The following is a 16084-nucleotide window of genomic DNA, read 5'->3' on the forward strand; positions in this document are numbered from 1 at the left end:
AGCCCGAAGGCTGATCAATCGATTTACCAACGAAGATTAGCGTGCCCGGATCGTGTTTCGTGGCCGTAAAGCGTGAATTGCGTTTGCGGGACCGGCCGTTAAGGGCGGTGTTCGCTCAGCTCTCGGTGTCGAGGTCCGCGCGTGACAGCGCGTCCTCCACGCGGCGGCGCGCACCGGCCAGATGTTGTTCGCAGCGGGTGGCGAGGGCTTCGCCGCGCTCCCACAGCACCAGCGAATCGTCGAGGTCCAGGCCGCCCTGTTCGAGCATTTTGACCACGTTGATGAGTTCGTCGCGGGCGCGTTCGTAGCCGAAGGTCGCGATCTCGGCCAGGGTGTCGGTGTTCTCGGAACCGGCGTCGGCCACGGTCACTTCCTCTTCTGTTCGGTGGTTTCGGGGGTCAGGCGTTGGGCGCCCAGTGCCGCGGCGGTGACGGCGCCGTCGGCGACGCGGATGCGCAGCTGGCTGCCTGCGGGGGAGTCGTCGATGCTGCGCACGACGTGTCGTTCGGGACCGGCCACGCGCTGCACGACAGCGTAACCACGGGCCAGGGTGGCGGCCGGACCTACTGCGGTGAGCTTTTCGCGCAGGTGCAGGGTGGTGGTGGACTCGCTGCGCAGCAGTTGCTCGACGTTGCGGCGCGCGGCGGTGCGTAAGCGTTCGAGCTCGTCGTGGCGGTGGGTCAGTTCGCGCAGGGGGTCGGAAAGTACTGGGCGCGAACGTAACTGGGTGAGCGTGTGGGTTTCGCGTTGGACCCATCCGCGCAGGGCGGCGGCCGAACGCGCGCGCATCTCGCGGACCCCGGCCAGTTCGGCGGCGGCGTCGGGGACGATGCGTTTGGCGGCGTCGGTGGGGGTGGCGGCGCGCAGGTCGGCGACCAGGTCGAGCAGGGGATTGTCGGGTTCGTGGCCGATGGCGCTCACGATCGGGGTGCGCGCGGCGGACACCGCCCGGCACAGTGCCTCGTCGGAGAACGGCAGCAGGTCTTCGACACTGCCGCCGCCACGGGCCAGCACGATCACTTCCACGTCGCTGTCGCGGTCCAGTTCGACCAGGGCTTCCAGTATTTGCGGCACGGCCGTCGGACCCTGCACGGCGGTATTGCGAATGACGAAACGGACTGCGGGCCACCGGTTCTGGGCCACGGATAAGACATCTTTCTCCGCCGCGCTCGCTCGCCCGGTGATCAAGCCGATCGTCGCGGGCAGGAACGGCAACGGCCGCTTCAATCGCGCATCGAAAAGACCCTCAGCCGTCAACAGGGCTTTCAACCGTTCGATCCGCGCCAACAGCTCGCCGACACCCACCGCGCGAATCTCGGTGACCCGCAACGACACCGAACCGCGCCCGGTGAAGAAGTGCAGCTTGCCGTAGACGACCACCCGGCTGCCCTCGGTCAACGGCACCGGCAGCCTGCGTAACAGTTCCGGGTCGCAGGTCAGCGACAGCGACATGTCCACCGACGCGTCACGCAGCACCAGGAACGCGGTGCGGGTGCCGGGGCGGCTGTTGATCTGGGTGACCTGCCCCTCCACCCAGATGCTGCCCAGCCGCTCGATCCACTGGGCGACCTTCACCGCGACCGAACGCACCGGGTACGGCTGCTCCGCCGAATTCGCCGGTGCGGCCTGCGCCACGTCGTCTGCAGTCATACGACAGTTCTACGCGGGGGCACCGACACAACCAAAAGGCGGCCGCTGTCGCGAGGACAGCGGCCGCCTGGAACGAGGGTTCTTACTGCTGCGCCTGGACGGTGGCGATGCGGTTGGTCAGCATCGTGACGAACGGCGCGCGGGCGCGAGTCTGCTGTTCGAAGGCCAGCAGTTGCTGCAGCTCCTCGACGGTGAGCATGCGCAGGCGGGCGCGCAGCTGGGCCAGCGTCATCGCCGGGTAGTCGTAGCGGATCGCGACCTCGGGGGCCACGACCTCCTCCTGCTCGACAACCTCTTCCTCGGTCTCGAGCAGCAGCAGCGACGCGGGCACGGCATTGCCGTTGGTCTGCTTGGCCGGCACCTCTTCGAACAGGTCGAAGCGGCTGGCGTGACCGTTGGTGACGGGCGCGGGCTCGATGTCCTCGTCGAAGGTGGCCCACTCGGGCTGCTCGGCCGGGGCCGCGCCCATCCGCTCGAACACACCGTCACCCTTCAGCGCGAGGCTGGTGACGAACTGCTGCACATGCATGGTCGTCTGCAGCACCCGACTCAGGGCGGTGATCGGGAAATTGACCGCGGCGACGGGCAGCCGCCGGGTCTCTTCTAAGGCATACACAGCGGCGCCGGCGGCCACCCGGGCCAGGAACGGAGGTCGAAACATGCCCCCAGCCTGCCGTAAACCCGCTGTGATGCAAAGGACCAGGGCAGGTTTATGTGACGATCGCCGCTGCATCCGACCCGATCGCGCCCATCACACGCACGTAAGCTGTGGACTATGACCTCGGCTATCCCCTTGAACGTCGGTATCACGCGCTCCGCGGGCGCGAACACTGCCGGTGGCAAGCGCGTGCTGCTGGCCGAGCCGCGCGGCTACTGCGCAGGCGTCGACCGCGCCGTCGAAACCGTGGAGAAGGCGCTGGAGAAACACGGCGCCCCCATCTACGTGCGCAAGGAGATCGTGCACAACCGGCACGTGGTGGAAACGCTGCGCGACCAGGGCGTGATCTTCGTCGACGAGACCGACGAGGTGCCCGAGGGCGCGCTGGTGGTGTTCTCCGCGCACGGTGTCGCGCCGATCGTGCACGAGGACGCCGCGCAACGGAATCTGCGCACCATCGACGCCACCTGCCCGCTGGTCACCAAGGTGCACCAGGAAGCCAAGCGCTTCGCCCGCGACGATTTCGACATCCTGCTGATCGGCCACGAAGGGCACGAGGAAGTCGAAGGCACCGCTGGCGAAGCGCCCCAGCACGTGCAGCTGGTCGACGGGCCCGACTCGGTGGACAAGGTGACCGTGCGCGATCCGGCGAAGGTGATCTGGCTGTCGCAGACCACGCTGTCGGTGGACGAGACCATGGAAACCGTCGAGCGGCTGCGCGAACGGTTCCCGACGCTGCAGGACCCGCCCAGCGACGACATCTGCTACGCCACCTCCAACCGGCAGACCGCGGTGAAGGCGATGGCGCCGGAATGCGATCTGGTGATCGTGGTGGGGTCGCGCAACTCGTCCAACTCGGTGCGACTGGTCGAGGTCGCGTTGGGGGCGGGTGCGAAGGCTTCATATCTGGTCGACTACGCGCGTGAAGTGGATCTGGCGTGGCTCGAGGGCGTGCAGACCATCGGCATCACCTCCGGTGCTTCGGTGCCGGAGATTCTGGTGACCGGGGTGCTGGAGCTGTTGGCCGAGCACGGGTTCGGTGAGGTGCAGCCGGTGACCACGGCCAACGAGACGTTGGTGTTCTCGCTGCCGCGTGAGCTGCGTCCTGCGCGCCGAGACGCGCCTTCACAGAGCTGACCTCGTTCGCATCGGCGGCACACCGACGCGCACGTGTGGCCGACCGCACCGGGCGTGGGATGGTTCGCGTCGCCGCGATCGCCGAACGTTCGAAACTTACTGTGCTGCACGCCGACAAGGATTGCGAGCTCATCGCCGACATCACCGGTCAACCCATGGACCGTCTCCAGTTCGAGGAGTGCTGACCCGCTACGGCGACCAGGCCGACTCCGATGGAGCAAGCCCGGAATGTTCGGGCGGCGATGGTGCCCGCATGGAGCGAAGCGGCGACGTCCGCGAGGGCGTCTAGGCGACCGTGGCCTCGAGTCGAGAACCTGTGCGGCCGCGCAGGACGTGGAGGCGGCTGGGGATGCGTTGGCGCATTTCGTCGACGTGGCTGACGACACCCACCACGCGGCCGCCCGCGCGCAGTTCGTCGAGCACGCCCATCACGGCGTCGAGGGTATCGGCGTCGAGGCTGCCGAAACCTTCGTCGATGAACAGGGTGTCCAACACGATGCCACCGGATTCGGCGGCCACCACATCGGCCAGGCCCAGCGCCAATGCCAGTGAGGCCATGAAGGTTTCGCCGCCGGACAGGGTTTTCGCGGAGCGGATGGCGCCGGTGTAGTCGTCGCGGACGTCCAGTCCGAGTCCGCCGCGTCGACCGCGCGGACCCGCCTTGTCCGAGTGCACGAATTCGTAACGGCCACCCGACATTCGACGCAGACGCAGCGATCCCGCGACGGCGACCTCTTCGAGTCGAGCGGCAAGTACGTAGGAGCGCAACGACATCCGCCTGGTGTTCTCGCCGCGCCCCGCGACCACCTCGGCCAGCGACGCCAACTCGTCGAACTCACGCTGCTTGGGCGCGATCCGCTCGACCTCACCCCACAGCTGCGTGCCCAACTGTTCGAGCTGGGCGACCCGCTCGGTGGCCGCGGACTGGGCTGCGACCGCGGCGGTGAGCGCACTTTGCGCCTCGGCGAAACGCTGCTCGAGTGCGTTCAGATCGCCGGGGACCAGCTCGGCGACCGCCTGGATCTGCGACTCGGCGAGTACCGCGTCGGCATGTGCTCGGGCCCGGTCGGCGGCGGTGAGCTCCGATTCGATCGCGGTCTGCTGCTGCGCGGTGCGGGCTACGGCGGTGACGACCTGGGCGTACGCGGTGAGCAGGGCAATGTCGTCGCGAGGCAAGGCCGACCCGGCTGCAACCTGCTCGTCGATGGAATCGTCGTCGAAAAGGTCGAACAGGCTGGGCACTTCAGCCTCGGTGCGAGGCGCACCCGCGCTGGCGGCCTCTTCTTCGACGGCGGCATCGGACTCAGTGACGGGCGCGAACGGGCTCTCGTAACCTTCCGGCACGAGACCCGCTGTGCACGCGAGGTTTTCGACGCGGGTGGCGATGGTTCGGACGGCTTCGCGGGCGGTGGATTCCTCGGTGCGGGTGGTGCGCAGGGTGGTGGCGGCGGTGATGAGGGATTGCAGGCGGGTGGTGCGGGCGTCGACGGTGTCGTCGGCGCCCGCGGCGGTGCGCAGGCGGGCGGTGAGTTCGTCCAGGCGCGTGCGGGTGGCGGCGATGGTGGCGGTGACGGTGCCGAGGCGGGCGTCGAGGTCGCGGGACTGGTCGTGCAGGGCGGTTTCCTCGGCGCGCAGGGCTTCGAGGCGGGTGGTCAGCTTCGGGGCGCGTTCGGCGGCTTCGGCGGTGTCGTCGAAGCGGTGGGTGGCGATGCGGACGGCGTCGGCGAGGGTGACGGGGTCGGCGTCGCCACCGCGCGCGGTCAGCGCCTCGATCTCGCGTTCGATGACGCTGATGCGTTCGGCGATCCGGTCGCGCGCGGCCTCGGCGGCCTGCTCGGCGGTGTGCGCGGTGTCTTCGGCATCTTTGGACACCGCGTCGTCGGTGGGCTCGGCAGGTTCCGGGTGCTCGGCGGACCCACACACCGTGCACGGCGCACCCTCGGTGAGCGCGCCCGCGAGTTCGGCTGCCATGCCCGCGAGGCGGCGGGCACGCAGATCGAGCACACGCTCCCTGGCATCGAGGTGCACGCGCCGAGCGGTATCGAGTTCCGCCTGCGCCCTGTCCAAAGCCGGGCGCTGCCGGGCGATGTCGACGGCAGCAGCGGCCGAGTCCTGCCACTTGCTCAGATCGTTGCGAATCCCGGGCAGCGCCGCGGCCGCATCGGTGGCCTCACGCAACTGTTCCTGCACCGAGCCGATCGCCGCCGGCACTTCGAGCCGCCGCTGCGCCAACGCGGCCGCCCGCTGCGTGAGGCGACCGGCTTCGCGCTCGTGCGCCGCGAGATCCGTGGTGAGCTGGCGCGCGGTCACCGCGTCCGCGCGAACCTCACCGAGTACGCCGAGCAGCGCATTCCACTGGCTGACAGCCACATCGAGATCACCCTCGACATCCACACCATCGGCGGGCAGGTCGATCGGCACGACTGTCAGCACGCCTGCGATGTCGGTCGCGGCCGGGGCACACAGCTGGTCAGCCAATTCGGTTGCGGCCCTGCGGGTCGAGACCTCGGCGCGGCGGAGGTTGCGGACTGCGGAGCGCGCTTCGTCGATGGCTTGGACGACGGGTTCGGCGCGGCGGGCTCGGACGAGCTCATGTTCGAGTTCGGTGCGGCGGGGGGCCGACGCGGTGTACGCAGCCAGTTCGTCGCGGGCCGCTGCCGTCCGAGCGTGCAGCCCGGCGATCCGGCGCTGTTCTTCCGCTTCGGTACGTGCCTCGGCCGATTCCTTCTGGCGCAGTTCGGCATTGGTCGTCGCCTCGGCCAGTGCGGTGCGCGCGGTCGCCAGCAATTCCTGCGACCACCTCACCGAGTCGAGCACGCCGACCGATTCTGCCCCGCCATAACCCGCCGCCATACCGACCTTGGTGATCAGACGATCGATCCCCTGTTTACGGGTATCCAAGTCGGCGGCAGCGGCGCGGCGACGGTCGGACAACCACTGCTCCGCCGTGCCGAACCGCTGTGTGTCGAAAAGCTTTTCGAGCAGCTTCTCGCGTTCTTCGTTCTCGGCGCGCAGGAACTTCGCGAAGTCGCCCTGCGGCAGCAGCACCACCTGGAAGAACTGGTCGGCGCTCATGCCGAGCAGGCGAAGGACCTCGTCGCCGATATCGGTGATGCGCGACAGGTTCTCGCCGCTGCCGTCGAGCCAGGTGAGGGTGGCTTGCGGTTGGATCAGTCGGGTTCCGGTGCCGTCCTTTTTCAGCCGCTCGAATTCGGGCGACCGGGTCAGCCGCAGCAGGCGACCACCGAGCGTGGCTTCCAGCACGACCTTCGGTGGTGTCTGCGGATCCGCGTGATCGGAGTGCAGGCGCTTGCTCTCACCGCGCGCGCCGGGAACTTTGCCGTAGAGGGCGAAGGCGATCGCGTCGAGAATGGTGGTCTTGCCCGCGCCGGTGTGCCCGTGCAGCAGGAACAGTCCGTCGGCGCCGAGCGCGTCGAAATCCACGACGGTGGTGTCGGCGAAGGGGCCGAACGCGGTGATTTCGAGCCGGTGCAGCCTCACGCGATCACGCCCGCGACCGGGTTCACGCGGACAGCTCCGAGGCAGCCGGTTCCTGGTCGGATCGTGTTCGCACCGTGTCGGTTTCGTTCACCGCGGCGGCCAGCGCACGTTCCACCCATGCCATTTCCCCCTTGCTCGGTGTGCCGCGCACGTCGGTCAGGAAGCTCGCCGCGACCTCCGCGTCACGACGACCGTGCACGCGCTCGCGATAGTGCAGTTCCGGATTGCCTTCGGGCCGTGCCCATTCCACGTGCACCGCGTGCGGGAACCTCGCGCGCAGCTTACGCATCGGGTCCACCGGACGCGTGGTGTCGGTGAGCGTGGCCGACACGTAATGCTCTTCGGCGCAGTCGTATTCGGCATCGGTGAGCAGGCTGTCCAGAGTTCCGGTGATCCTGCTCAGCCCACGCACCAGCGGCAGATCATGACGCGACACCGCGGCAAGCCCCTGCCCGTCGAGGTCGACGATCCACACCGCCTTGCGATGCGAACTCTCGCCGAACGAATACGGCAGCGGAGATCCGCTGTAGCGCACCGACTCCGACAGCGTCTGCGGCGAATGCAGATGGCCCAGCGCCACATAGTCGATGCCGTCGAAGGCCGACATCGACACCGTTTCCACCCCGCCCACCGAAATGGACCGCTCCGAACCCGTCGCCTCGCCGCCGATCACGAACGCGTGCGCCAGCACCACCGTGCGAGCGCCGGAGCGGTTCGCGAGATCGGCGCGAATCCGCGCCATCGCGGCATCGAGGATCTCGGCGTGCGAATGCGCCTGCGGGACACCGAGTTCGGCGCGGGTGATCTCCGGTTCCAGGTACGGGATGCCGTAGAAGGCCACGTCACCGTGGATATCGGACAGCACGATCGGCCGGTCCGCGTGCGCGACCTTGGTGCACAGGTGTAGCCCGCCTGCCGCGGCGAAGCTGGCGCCCGCACCGAGCCGGGCGGGCGAATCGTGGTTGCCCGAGGTCGCGATGATCGTCGCGCCCGCCGCCCGGATCGCCTCGAAGCCGCGATTGCAGACCCCGATGGCGTCGGCGTTGGGGATGGAGCGGTCGTAGATGTCGCCGGGCACCACCACCACGTCGACCGACTCGCTCTCTACCAGTTCCGCGATGGCTGTGAGCACGCGCGCCTGATCGGCCAGCAGGTCGACACCGTGAAAGGTGCGCCCGATGTGCCAGTCGGAGGTGTGCAGGATCCGCATGTCGCGAACCGTAGGGCACACCACCGACAGAATTCAATCGGCGCACCACACACGTGTAATTCACACACCCCGCGCCATGCCCGGTTTGCCCGGAAATTGCGAACTTGTCGGTGGGGTCGGGCAGTATCGCCGTCATGACCGCTTCGATGCTCGTCGCGCTCGTCTTCGTCTTCGCCGCAGGCTTCGGTCTGGGCTGGTTGGGGCACTCCGCCCGTGGTGGCCAACGCGCCGCCACCGCGGAGGCCAGGTTAGCCGCGGCCGGGGACAATCAACGGTTGCTGCAGCAGTCGTTGCACTCGGCCAATGAGGATGCCGCACGCCGACATTCGGCCGCGATCGGTGCGATGGTCGATCCGCTGCGCGATGCGGTGGGCGCGCTGGAGCAGCAGATCAGGCAGGTCGAACACCATCGGATCGACGCGTATTCGGGGTTGCGCGAGCAGGTCGCGGGGATGCAGGCCACCTCGCATCGACTCTCCGACCAGACCGGGCAGCTGGTCGCGGCGTTGCGCGCGCCGCAGGTGCGGGGACGGTGGGGCGAGATCCAGCTGGAACGGGTCGTGGAACTGGCGGGCATGACCCGGCACTGCGATTTCGACACCCAGGTGTCACGGCCCGGTGGTGACGATCGCGGCGCGGTCCGCCCCGACATGGTGGTGCGGTTGGCAGGGGGCAGGCACATCGTCGTCGACGCGAAGGTGCCGTTCTCGGCGTATCTGGACGCGGCCACCACCGACGACCCGGCCGCACGCACCCATTTACTCACCCGCCACGCCAAGCACCTGCGCGCGCACGTGGACCAACTCGCCGACAAGGCGTACTGGGCGGCGTTCGATCCGGCACCGGAGTTCGTGGTGCTGTTCGTGCCGGGCGACCCGTTCCTCGACGCCGCGCTCACCACCGACGCCGATCTCTTGGAGTACGCGTTCGGGCGGAACGTGATTTTGGCAACCCCCACTACATTGATTGCGCTGCTACGAACGGTGGCCTTCAGTTGGCGGCAAGAAGCGCTGTCGCGCGATATGGCAACGGTGCAGCAACTAGGTAAGGAGCTGTACACCCGACTGGGGAAGGTGGCCGAGCATCTGGACAATCTGGGCGTGAATCTCGGTAAGGCCGTTGCGGCTTTCAACTCCACGGTGGGGTCGATGGAGTCGCGGGTGATGGTCACCGCGCGCCGGATGCACGATCTCGGGATCGCCGATTCGGAGATCCCGGCAATCCGACTCACCGACACCCGACCGCGCGCTGTCGCGTTCGCCGACGGGCAGGATCGCCTCTGAGATCCACGTGCCGTGACGCCTGAGGGGCCGATATGCAGTTAGTGTCATGGGGTGGCTGCTTCCCAACGTGCGCGACCCCGGGTGCCCGCGCCGCAACGTTCGATCGTGCCCTCGGTACCCGGCATCCCCGCCTGGGCCGCGATTGCGCTCGCCACGGGTGCGACCGGTCTCGGGTTCCTGATCGACGGATTCGGCGGCGAGACCTATCCGACCGGCACGTTCTCGGCGCTGTATGTACTGGGCTGTGTGCTCGCGGTCTGCGCGGTGCGCTTCCGCGGCCTGTTCTCCACGATGGTGATGCCGCCGCTGCTGCTGTTCATCGCGGTGCCGCTGGCGTGTCAGATGCTGGGTGGGCGCGTCACCGCGTCGATCAAAGACGTGCTGATGAACCTGATCATCCCGCTGGTGGAACGCTTCCCGACGATGGCACTGGCCACGCTGCTGGTGTTGGCGATCGGCGGTGCCAGAATCGCGATCGCCAAGCGCGTGCCCGCGGCCGCCCGACCCGCCGCCGCGGACCGCAGAAGCGAACGCAAACCGGCCAAGCGCCGCCGCCCCGAATCCACACCCGACTTGGCCACCGCGGCCCGTAAACGCCCCCGCCGCACCGCCACCCACGTCGACCCCGACACCGAGGTGGACATGGCGAGCCCGGCCCGCCGCGCCGCTCGCCCCGACGCCAAGCGCGCCCCGGCCGCCGCCCGTCCCCGCGAACCCCGCGCCGCCAGGACCGCAGCAGCCCCCCGAGAAGCCGAACCCCGCCCCGCCCGCACCCCCGAACCGCGCGCGGCCCGCGCTGCCGCCGCAGCCCGCGAACCCGAACCGGCCCGCGTCCCCCGCCGCCGCGGCGAAGCACCCCCGCATCCCCAGCCGAACGTGCGCTACCGCGATCGCGCCGACTCCGCCCGCACCGAACGGCGTCGCCCGGATAACGTGTAAGTAGTAGACGTAACCCCCCGCCCACCTCACAGACGGTCGCGTACGAGTCAGGCGGTGATGTTCACGCTGGTGTTGTCCGCGAGGGCGATATCGAGAGGGGACCCGTAGTCACTGCCAGTGGTCGCGAGCAAGGGTGCGGTGTCAGCGTCGGCGGCTGACGGCGCGGAACGTCCAGCAACTCATGGCGTAGCGGGAGCTTGTGCGGTGAGTGTCGGTTCCTGGTGGATGATCGGCTCGAAACCGGGCAGTTTGCCGTCCACGAGCGGGATCATCAGCTGGACCAGCGGGCCGATGCCGAACGCGTAGACCAGGGTGCCGATGCCGACGCTGCCGCCGAGGAGCCAGCCGGTGGTCAGCACCGCCACCTCGATGCCGGTGCGCACCGACCAGACCGGCCAGCCGGTGCGGGCGACCAGTCCAGTCATCAGGCCATCGCGGGGACCCGGCCCCATGCCCGCGCCGATGTAGAGCACTGTCGCCGCGGCGTTCACGACCACTGCCGCGCCCATGGCGAGCACTCGCCACCACATGCCGTCCACGGCGGGGATCAACCACAACGCGGCGTCGACGGCGATCGCGATCACCACCACGTTGCTGATCGTTCCCAGACCCGGCCGCTGACGGAGCGGAATCCAGGCGAGCAGCACGACAATTCCGGTCAGCGCGGTGACTACGCCGAAGCTCAACGGCACGTGTTCGGTCACGCCCTGGTGGAAGACATCCCACGGGTCGAGGCCGAGCCCGGCACGGATCATGACGGCCATCGAGGTGCCGTACAACCACAAACCGACGTAGAGCGCGACCAGGCGACGAGTGAGCATGGTTAAAGCATCCGGGGTACTGGACCTGAAAAGAAGAGCCACTTGGAGAACGCTGGACTGGATGTTGTCACTTCTCGTGCGCGAGCAACCAGGTCTTGGCTTCCAGTCCCCAGCGGAACCCACCGAGTGCGCCACCGATCCGCAACACGCGATGGCACGGCACGAACAGCGCGGCGGAGTTGCGAGCGCACGCCATCGCCGCCGCGCGCGTGGCTGCCGGGCGTCCGGAAAGTCCGGCGAACTCGGTGTAGGTGATCGGCTCGCCTGCCGGCACCTTGCGCAGGACCTCCCACGCGTGAACCAGGAATTCGCCCGACTGTTGACGCACCGGAATCGCGTCGATCGCCGTCAGGTCGCCTGCGTGATAGTCGATGACAGCCTTGGTGACCGCCCCCAGCGAATCCCGTTGCCGCAGTTCAGAAGGCCGCAAGGTGGCGTGGATTTGGCCGGTCAGTGTCGTCGGGTCGCCGGTCCAGCCGGAGGCGATCACGGCACCGTCGGCGTCGACCATGGTGGTGAACGGGCCGATCGGGGTGGTGACGGTCGCGAAATCCGCGACGCGAATAGCAGTGTCAGTCATGGTGTTTCGCTTCCTGAGGGGAGGGTTCGAGTGCGCCGCGATCTTCGAGCGCGGTCTTCCACAAGTGCATGGACAAGTAAGAGCGCCAGGGTGCCCAGCGCGCGGTGTCGCCGAGGTCGATGCCTGCCAGCGCCGCACCCTGGCGAACGACCAGATCGGTATCGAGCAAAATGTCGGGATCGGCCAGCGATCGCATGGTGACGTAATCCGCGGTCCACGGCCCGACGCCGTCGAGCGCGAGCAGGTCGCTTCGCAGGTCATCGGCGGTGCGGCCGGAGTGCAGGACCAACTCGCCGTCGGCAATCGCCCGCGCCGCGGACACGATGGCGGCCACCCGTCGAGCGGGACCGGTCAACACCTCGGCACCGTGTTCGGCCACCGCCTCGGCCGTCGGGAACAGCCGAGGAACCGGCCCTTCGATCTGCTCACCGAGCGCGTCGACCAGCCGCGCGGTATGCGTACCCGCCGCCCGCACTGAGATCTGCTGCCCGATCATGGTGCGCAACAACAATTCCGGCCCATCCAGGCAACCGGGCACCCGGATTCCCGGCGTGAATCCGTGCCCATCGGTGACGCGACTCGCACCTGAATATGTTGTGGAACAGTCTGATTGGTGTTCGGTGCCGCCACCGGCGCGACCATCGGCTCGTCCACCCATCCCGTCGATCCCCGGCGTGCTGCCGATGTCCAGCGCCTCATCGATCCCCAACGGATCCGCATCCAAATCGAGCAGATGCCGCACTCGCGCCACCGTCGGCGCCAGATCCCGCATATCCCGCAGAGCCAACTCGGCCCGCACATGCCCGGGCTGAAACGACAGCCGAATAGTCGCGTGCCCGTGCGGAGTTCGCAGACTGCGCGAATACACGCCGTCCTCCCACACCTCCATCCCCGGCACCGTGTGCGCGGACAGGAACCAGGTCAGCCACCGCGTGTCCAGGGGCTCCCGATACGGCAGCCGCAACGTCAGCAGACCGGGCGTGGCAGGTGCGACAGCGTCCGCGCGGGGGGATCGCCCCAACTCGGTGCGCATCGTCGTCGGACTCACCGCGAACACCTCGCGCACCGTGTCGTTGAACTGCCGAATGCTGGCGAACCCCGCCGCGAACGCGATATCCGACATCGGCATCTCGGTGGTCTGGATCAGCAGGCGCGACGTGTGCGCACGATGCGCCCTGGCCAGCGCTAGCGGCCCGGCCCCGAGCTCCGTGGTGAGCACTCGCGTGAGTTGTCGTTGCGAATAACCCAGTGTGGCAGCGAGTCCCGGCACGCCGCCGCGCTCGATCATGCCGTCGCCGATCAATCGCATGGCCCGCGCGGCCAGATCGGCCCGCACATTCCACAGCGGCGAACCGGGCGCGGCATCGGGCAGGCAGCGGCGGCAGGCGCGGTAACCGGCCTGCTGCGCCGCCGCCGCGGTGGGCAGGAACGAGACGTTGACGCGCTTGGGCGTGATCGCCGGGCACGAGGGGCGGCAGTAGATGCCGGTGGTGCGCACCGCGGTGAAGAACTGCCCGTCGAAGCGGGAGTCGCGGGTGGACACGGCCCGGTAGCAGCCTTCGAAGTCCAATGCAGTGATGGTCACGCGTTCCACAATGGCACCCACGCGGCGGGGGTGCTAGCGGAAATCAGCCATCGATTCATCGCCCGCGTGCGGCGGCCGGCGCACCAGCGACGTCCGGGGGCGCGGATCGCGTTGGGGCCTCTCAGCAGCAGCGGTTGGTGGGATTGCGCTCGGCCTCGGCATACCGCTCGCGCCAATAGTCGCGCACAGACGGCACCGGGGCGTCCGGGTGATTGCGCCGCAGGTGGTCGACATAGCGCTGATAGTCCTGGCCGCCGTTGATCGCGCTGTACCACCGGGCGACCCCGCGCGCCGCCGCCCACACTCGGCCGAGCACTGCCTTCACGGAAGAACCTGTCGTCACAACCGGCCCGGTCACACAGCCGCGGACGGCCGATTCAGTGAACCGGCCGTCCGCATCCCTGGTGATACTCACTTCGACAGTGGCACCGATCCGGGCGCGCTGACCTTGCCCTCGGCGATCAACGCATCCCACTGCTTCTGCACGTCCTTCTCCGCCGCGGTGGCGATGAAACCGCTGGGGGAGAAGATCTTCGACGGCTGCTCCTCGGTCTCACTGCTGGACACCGTGCCCGACCGAATCGCCTTCGCGCACACCAGCACTCCGACCACGGTCACGATCAGCACCAGCACCGCGAACACGATCGACAGCGTGCCCTGGATGAAGGTGTTGCGGATCGCGATGTCGACCTGTTCCGGCTTGGCCGTGAGGCAGCCCTTGCCCGCGTCCTTGGCGGCCTGGCACAGGCTGTTCTGCTTCCAGTACCCGAGCTTGGGGTCGTCGGAGAAGATCTTCTGCCAGGACGCGGTCATGGTGACGATCAGATCCCAGGCCAGCGGAATGCCCGGAATCCACGCCCACTTCCACTGCCCGCGCTTGACGATGATCGTCAGCACCACGGTCAGCGCGATCGCGGCCAGCAGCTGGTTGGCGATGCCGAACAGCGGATACAGCGCGTTGATGCCACCGAACGGATCACCGACACCCATCAGCAGCACGCCACCCCAGCCCGCGACCACGATCAGCGAGCACAGCCACGCGCCGACCCGCCAGGACGGGTCACGGAACTTCTTGAACTGGCCACCGAAGTTGCCCAGCGCGTCCGATACCAGGAAGCGCGCGACACGGGTGCCCGCGTCGATGGTGGTGAGGATGAACAGCGCTTCGAACATGATCGCGAAGTGATACCAGAACGCCTTCATGGACTGGCCGCCGAGGAAGCCGGAGAAGACCTCGGAGATGCCGACCGCCAGGGTCGGAGCGCCACCGGTGCGCGACACGATCGACTTCTCGCCGACGTCGGCGGCCGCGTTCGCGAACAGGTCCGGCGTCGCTGCCGGGCCGGAAAGCCCGAGCGAGTTCGTGAACTTGGCCGCGCCTTCCGCGGTGCCGCCGGTGAGCCCGGCCGAGGCGTTCATGCCGAAGTACAGGTGCTGGTCGATGATCGAGGCGGTGATGATCGCCATGACCGCGACGAACGACTCCATCAACATGCCGCCGTAGCCGATCATGCGGGCATTGGATTCCTTGGCCAGCAGTTTCGGCGTGGTGCCCGAGGAGACCAACGCGTGGAAACCCGACAGCGCACCGCAGGCGATGGTGATGAACAGGAACGGGAACAGACTGCCCGCGAACGCGGGACCTGTTCCGGTGTGCGCGAATTCGGAGACCGCGGGGGCCTTCAGCACCGGCATCGTGATCAGGATGCCGACCGCCAGCAGCACGATCGTGCCGACCTTCATGAACGTGGACAGGTAGTCACGCGGGGCCAGCAGCAACCACACCGGCAGCACCGAGGCGATGAAACCGTAGGCGATCAGACACCACGCGATGGTGGTGCGCGACAGCGTGAACCAGTCCGCGCCCCACTCGGTTTCGGACACCCAACCGCCGCCGATGATCGCGGCCAGCAGCAGCACGACACCGATCGCGGACACCTCGCCGACCGCACCCGGCCGCAGGTACCGCAGGTACACACCCATGAACAACGCGATCGGGACGGTCATCGCGATGGAGAACACGCCCCACGGGCTCTCGCCCAGCGCGTTCACCACGACCAGTGCCAGCACCGCGAGCAGGATCGTCATGATCACCAGAATCGCCACGATCGCCGCGACACCACCGACGGCGCCGAGCTCGTCGCGCGCCATCTGGCCCAGGCTGCGCCCGCGTCGACGGGTCGAGGCCCACAGCACCAGGTAGTCCTGCACCGCACCGGCGAACACCACGCCGACGATGATCCAGATCGTGCCCGGTAGATAACCCATCTGCGCGGCCAACACCGGACCCACCAGCGGGCCCGCGCCGGCGATGGCGGCGAAGTGGTGCCCGTAGAGCACCCGCCGGTCCATCGGCATGAAATCCTTGCCGTTGTCATAGATTTCGGCAGGCGTGGCCACGTCGTCGCGCGGCTTGGTGATCTTCCATTCGATGAACCGCGCGTAGAAGCGGTAGGCGATGATGTAGGTACAGACCGCCGCGATCACGATCCACACCGCGTTCACGGACTCGCCGCGCACGAACGCGATCACCGTCCACGCGATGGCGCCCACGACGGCGATCGCCGCGAACACGGCCTTCTTGACGGGTGTGATCGGCGTGCGATCCACGACCCCGACCGGAGGTAAATCCGGTTCGGTCCGCAGATATTCGATAGTCGCCATTGACTCAACTCTCCTGTACAACGCGCAGAGCCTCGGGTGAAGCAATCAGCAACGTA

General features: G+C 68.1%; 14 protein-coding genes. 4 read left to right on the top strand and 10 right to left on the bottom strand.

All coding sequences use genetic code 11. The features are described 5' to 3' along the window. Nucleotides 1–115: 115 nt before the first annotated feature. The 3 genes from ACFWVD_RS01680 to ACFWVD_RS01690 form a co-directional block, all read right to left on the bottom strand. A complete protein-coding gene (locus tag ACFWVD_RS01680; protein ID WP_379239987.1) occupies nt 116–370 on the bottom strand; it encodes an exodeoxyribonuclease VII small subunit in 255 nt (84 codons plus the stop codon). Next, the gene (gene xseA, locus ACFWVD_RS01685) at nt 367–1650 is read right to left on the bottom strand and encodes an exodeoxyribonuclease VII large subunit (protein WP_379239988.1); all 1284 of its coding nucleotides are present in this window, start codon (nt 1648–1650) and stop codon (nt 367–369) included. Before xseA ends, ACFWVD_RS01680 begins: the two co-directional genes overlap by 4 nt. An 82-nt stretch (nt 1651–1732) precedes the next feature. Next, nucleotides 1733–2311, bottom strand: coding sequence for a lipid droplet-associated protein (locus tag ACFWVD_RS01690; protein ID WP_379239989.1), 579 nt, complete (start codon nt 2309–2311; stop codon nt 1733–1735). Between the two features lie 114 nt (nt 2312–2425). Between ACFWVD_RS01690 and ACFWVD_RS01695 the strand changes: the two genes are divergently transcribed. Together ACFWVD_RS01695 and ACFWVD_RS01700 are read left to right on the top strand one after the other, a co-directional pair. Then, a complete protein-coding gene (locus ACFWVD_RS01695; protein WP_379239990.1) occupies nt 2426–3445 on the top strand; it encodes a 4-hydroxy-3-methylbut-2-enyl diphosphate reductase in 1020 nt (339 codons plus the stop codon). A 35-nt stretch (nt 3446–3480) separates the two neighbouring features. Beyond that, nucleotides 3481–3630: a hypothetical protein gene (locus ACFWVD_RS01700; protein WP_379239991.1), complete on the top strand. Its 150-nt coding sequence runs from the start codon at nt 3481–3483 to the stop codon at nt 3628–3630. 100 nt (nt 3631–3730) lie between these two features. On the opposite strand, the gene ACFWVD_RS01705 is transcribed toward ACFWVD_RS01700, so the two are convergent. After that, entirely contained in the window at nt 3731–6946 is a 3216-nt protein-coding gene (locus tag ACFWVD_RS01705) for an AAA family ATPase (protein ID WP_379239992.1), read from the bottom strand. A gap of 22 nt (nt 6947–6968) precedes the next feature. Continuing rightward, entirely contained in the window at nt 6969–8156 is a 1188-nt protein-coding gene (locus ACFWVD_RS01710; RefSeq protein ID WP_379239993.1) for an exonuclease SbcCD subunit D, read from the bottom strand. A 134-nt stretch (nt 8157–8290) separates the two neighbouring features. Here ACFWVD_RS01710 and ACFWVD_RS01715 point away from each other — a divergent pair, with 134 nt between their 5' ends. Together ACFWVD_RS01715 and ACFWVD_RS01720 are read left to right on the top strand one after the other, a co-directional pair. Beyond that, a complete protein-coding gene (locus ACFWVD_RS01715; RefSeq protein WP_379239994.1) occupies nt 8291–9439 on the top strand; it encodes a DNA recombination protein RmuC in 1149 nt (382 codons plus the stop codon). 51 nt (nt 9440–9490) lie between these two features. After that, complete coding sequence (locus ACFWVD_RS01720; RefSeq protein WP_379239995.1) at nt 9491–10378, top strand: DUF6542 domain-containing protein; 888 nt, start codon at nt 9491–9493, stop codon at nt 10376–10378. 179 nt (nt 10379–10557) lie between these two features. On the opposite strand, the gene ACFWVD_RS01725 is transcribed toward ACFWVD_RS01720, so the two are convergent. The 5 genes from ACFWVD_RS01725 to ACFWVD_RS01745 all read right to left on the bottom strand — a co-directional run bounded on the left by ACFWVD_RS01725 (nt 10558) and on the right by ACFWVD_RS01745 (nt 16028). Beyond that, nucleotides 10558–11199 (bottom strand): YitT family protein, encoded by a 642-nt coding sequence (locus tag ACFWVD_RS01725; protein WP_379239996.1) that lies wholly within the window; start codon nt 11197–11199, stop codon nt 10558–10560. A gap of 67 nt (nt 11200–11266) precedes the next feature. Beyond that, nucleotides 11267–11779, bottom strand: a complete 513-nt coding sequence (locus tag ACFWVD_RS01730) for a methylated-DNA--[protein]-cysteine S-methyltransferase (protein WP_379239997.1) — start codon at nt 11777–11779, stop codon at nt 11267–11269. Then, nucleotides 11772–13373, bottom strand: a complete 1602-nt coding sequence (locus ACFWVD_RS01735; protein ID WP_379240935.1) for a DNA-3-methyladenine glycosylase 2 family protein — start codon at nt 13371–13373, stop codon at nt 11772–11774. The genes ACFWVD_RS01730 and ACFWVD_RS01735 overlap by 8 nt, the downstream gene beginning before the upstream one ends. A gap of 112 nt (nt 13374–13485) precedes the next feature. Then, nucleotides 13486–13689: a YbdD/YjiX family protein gene (locus ACFWVD_RS01740; protein WP_379239998.1), complete on the bottom strand. Its 204-nt coding sequence runs from the start codon at nt 13687–13689 to the stop codon at nt 13486–13488. A gap of 86 nt (nt 13690–13775) precedes the next feature. Further along, nucleotides 13776–16028 (bottom strand): carbon starvation CstA family protein, encoded by a 2253-nt coding sequence (locus ACFWVD_RS01745; RefSeq protein ID WP_379239999.1) that lies wholly within the window; start codon nt 16026–16028, stop codon nt 13776–13778. Nucleotides 16029–16084 lie beyond the last annotated feature (56 nt).

Origin of the sequence: Nocardia sp. NPDC058666, from assembly GCF_042714895.1 — a bacterium.
Taxonomy (GTDB): Bacteria; Actinomycetota; Actinomycetes; order Mycobacteriales; family Mycobacteriaceae; genus Nocardia.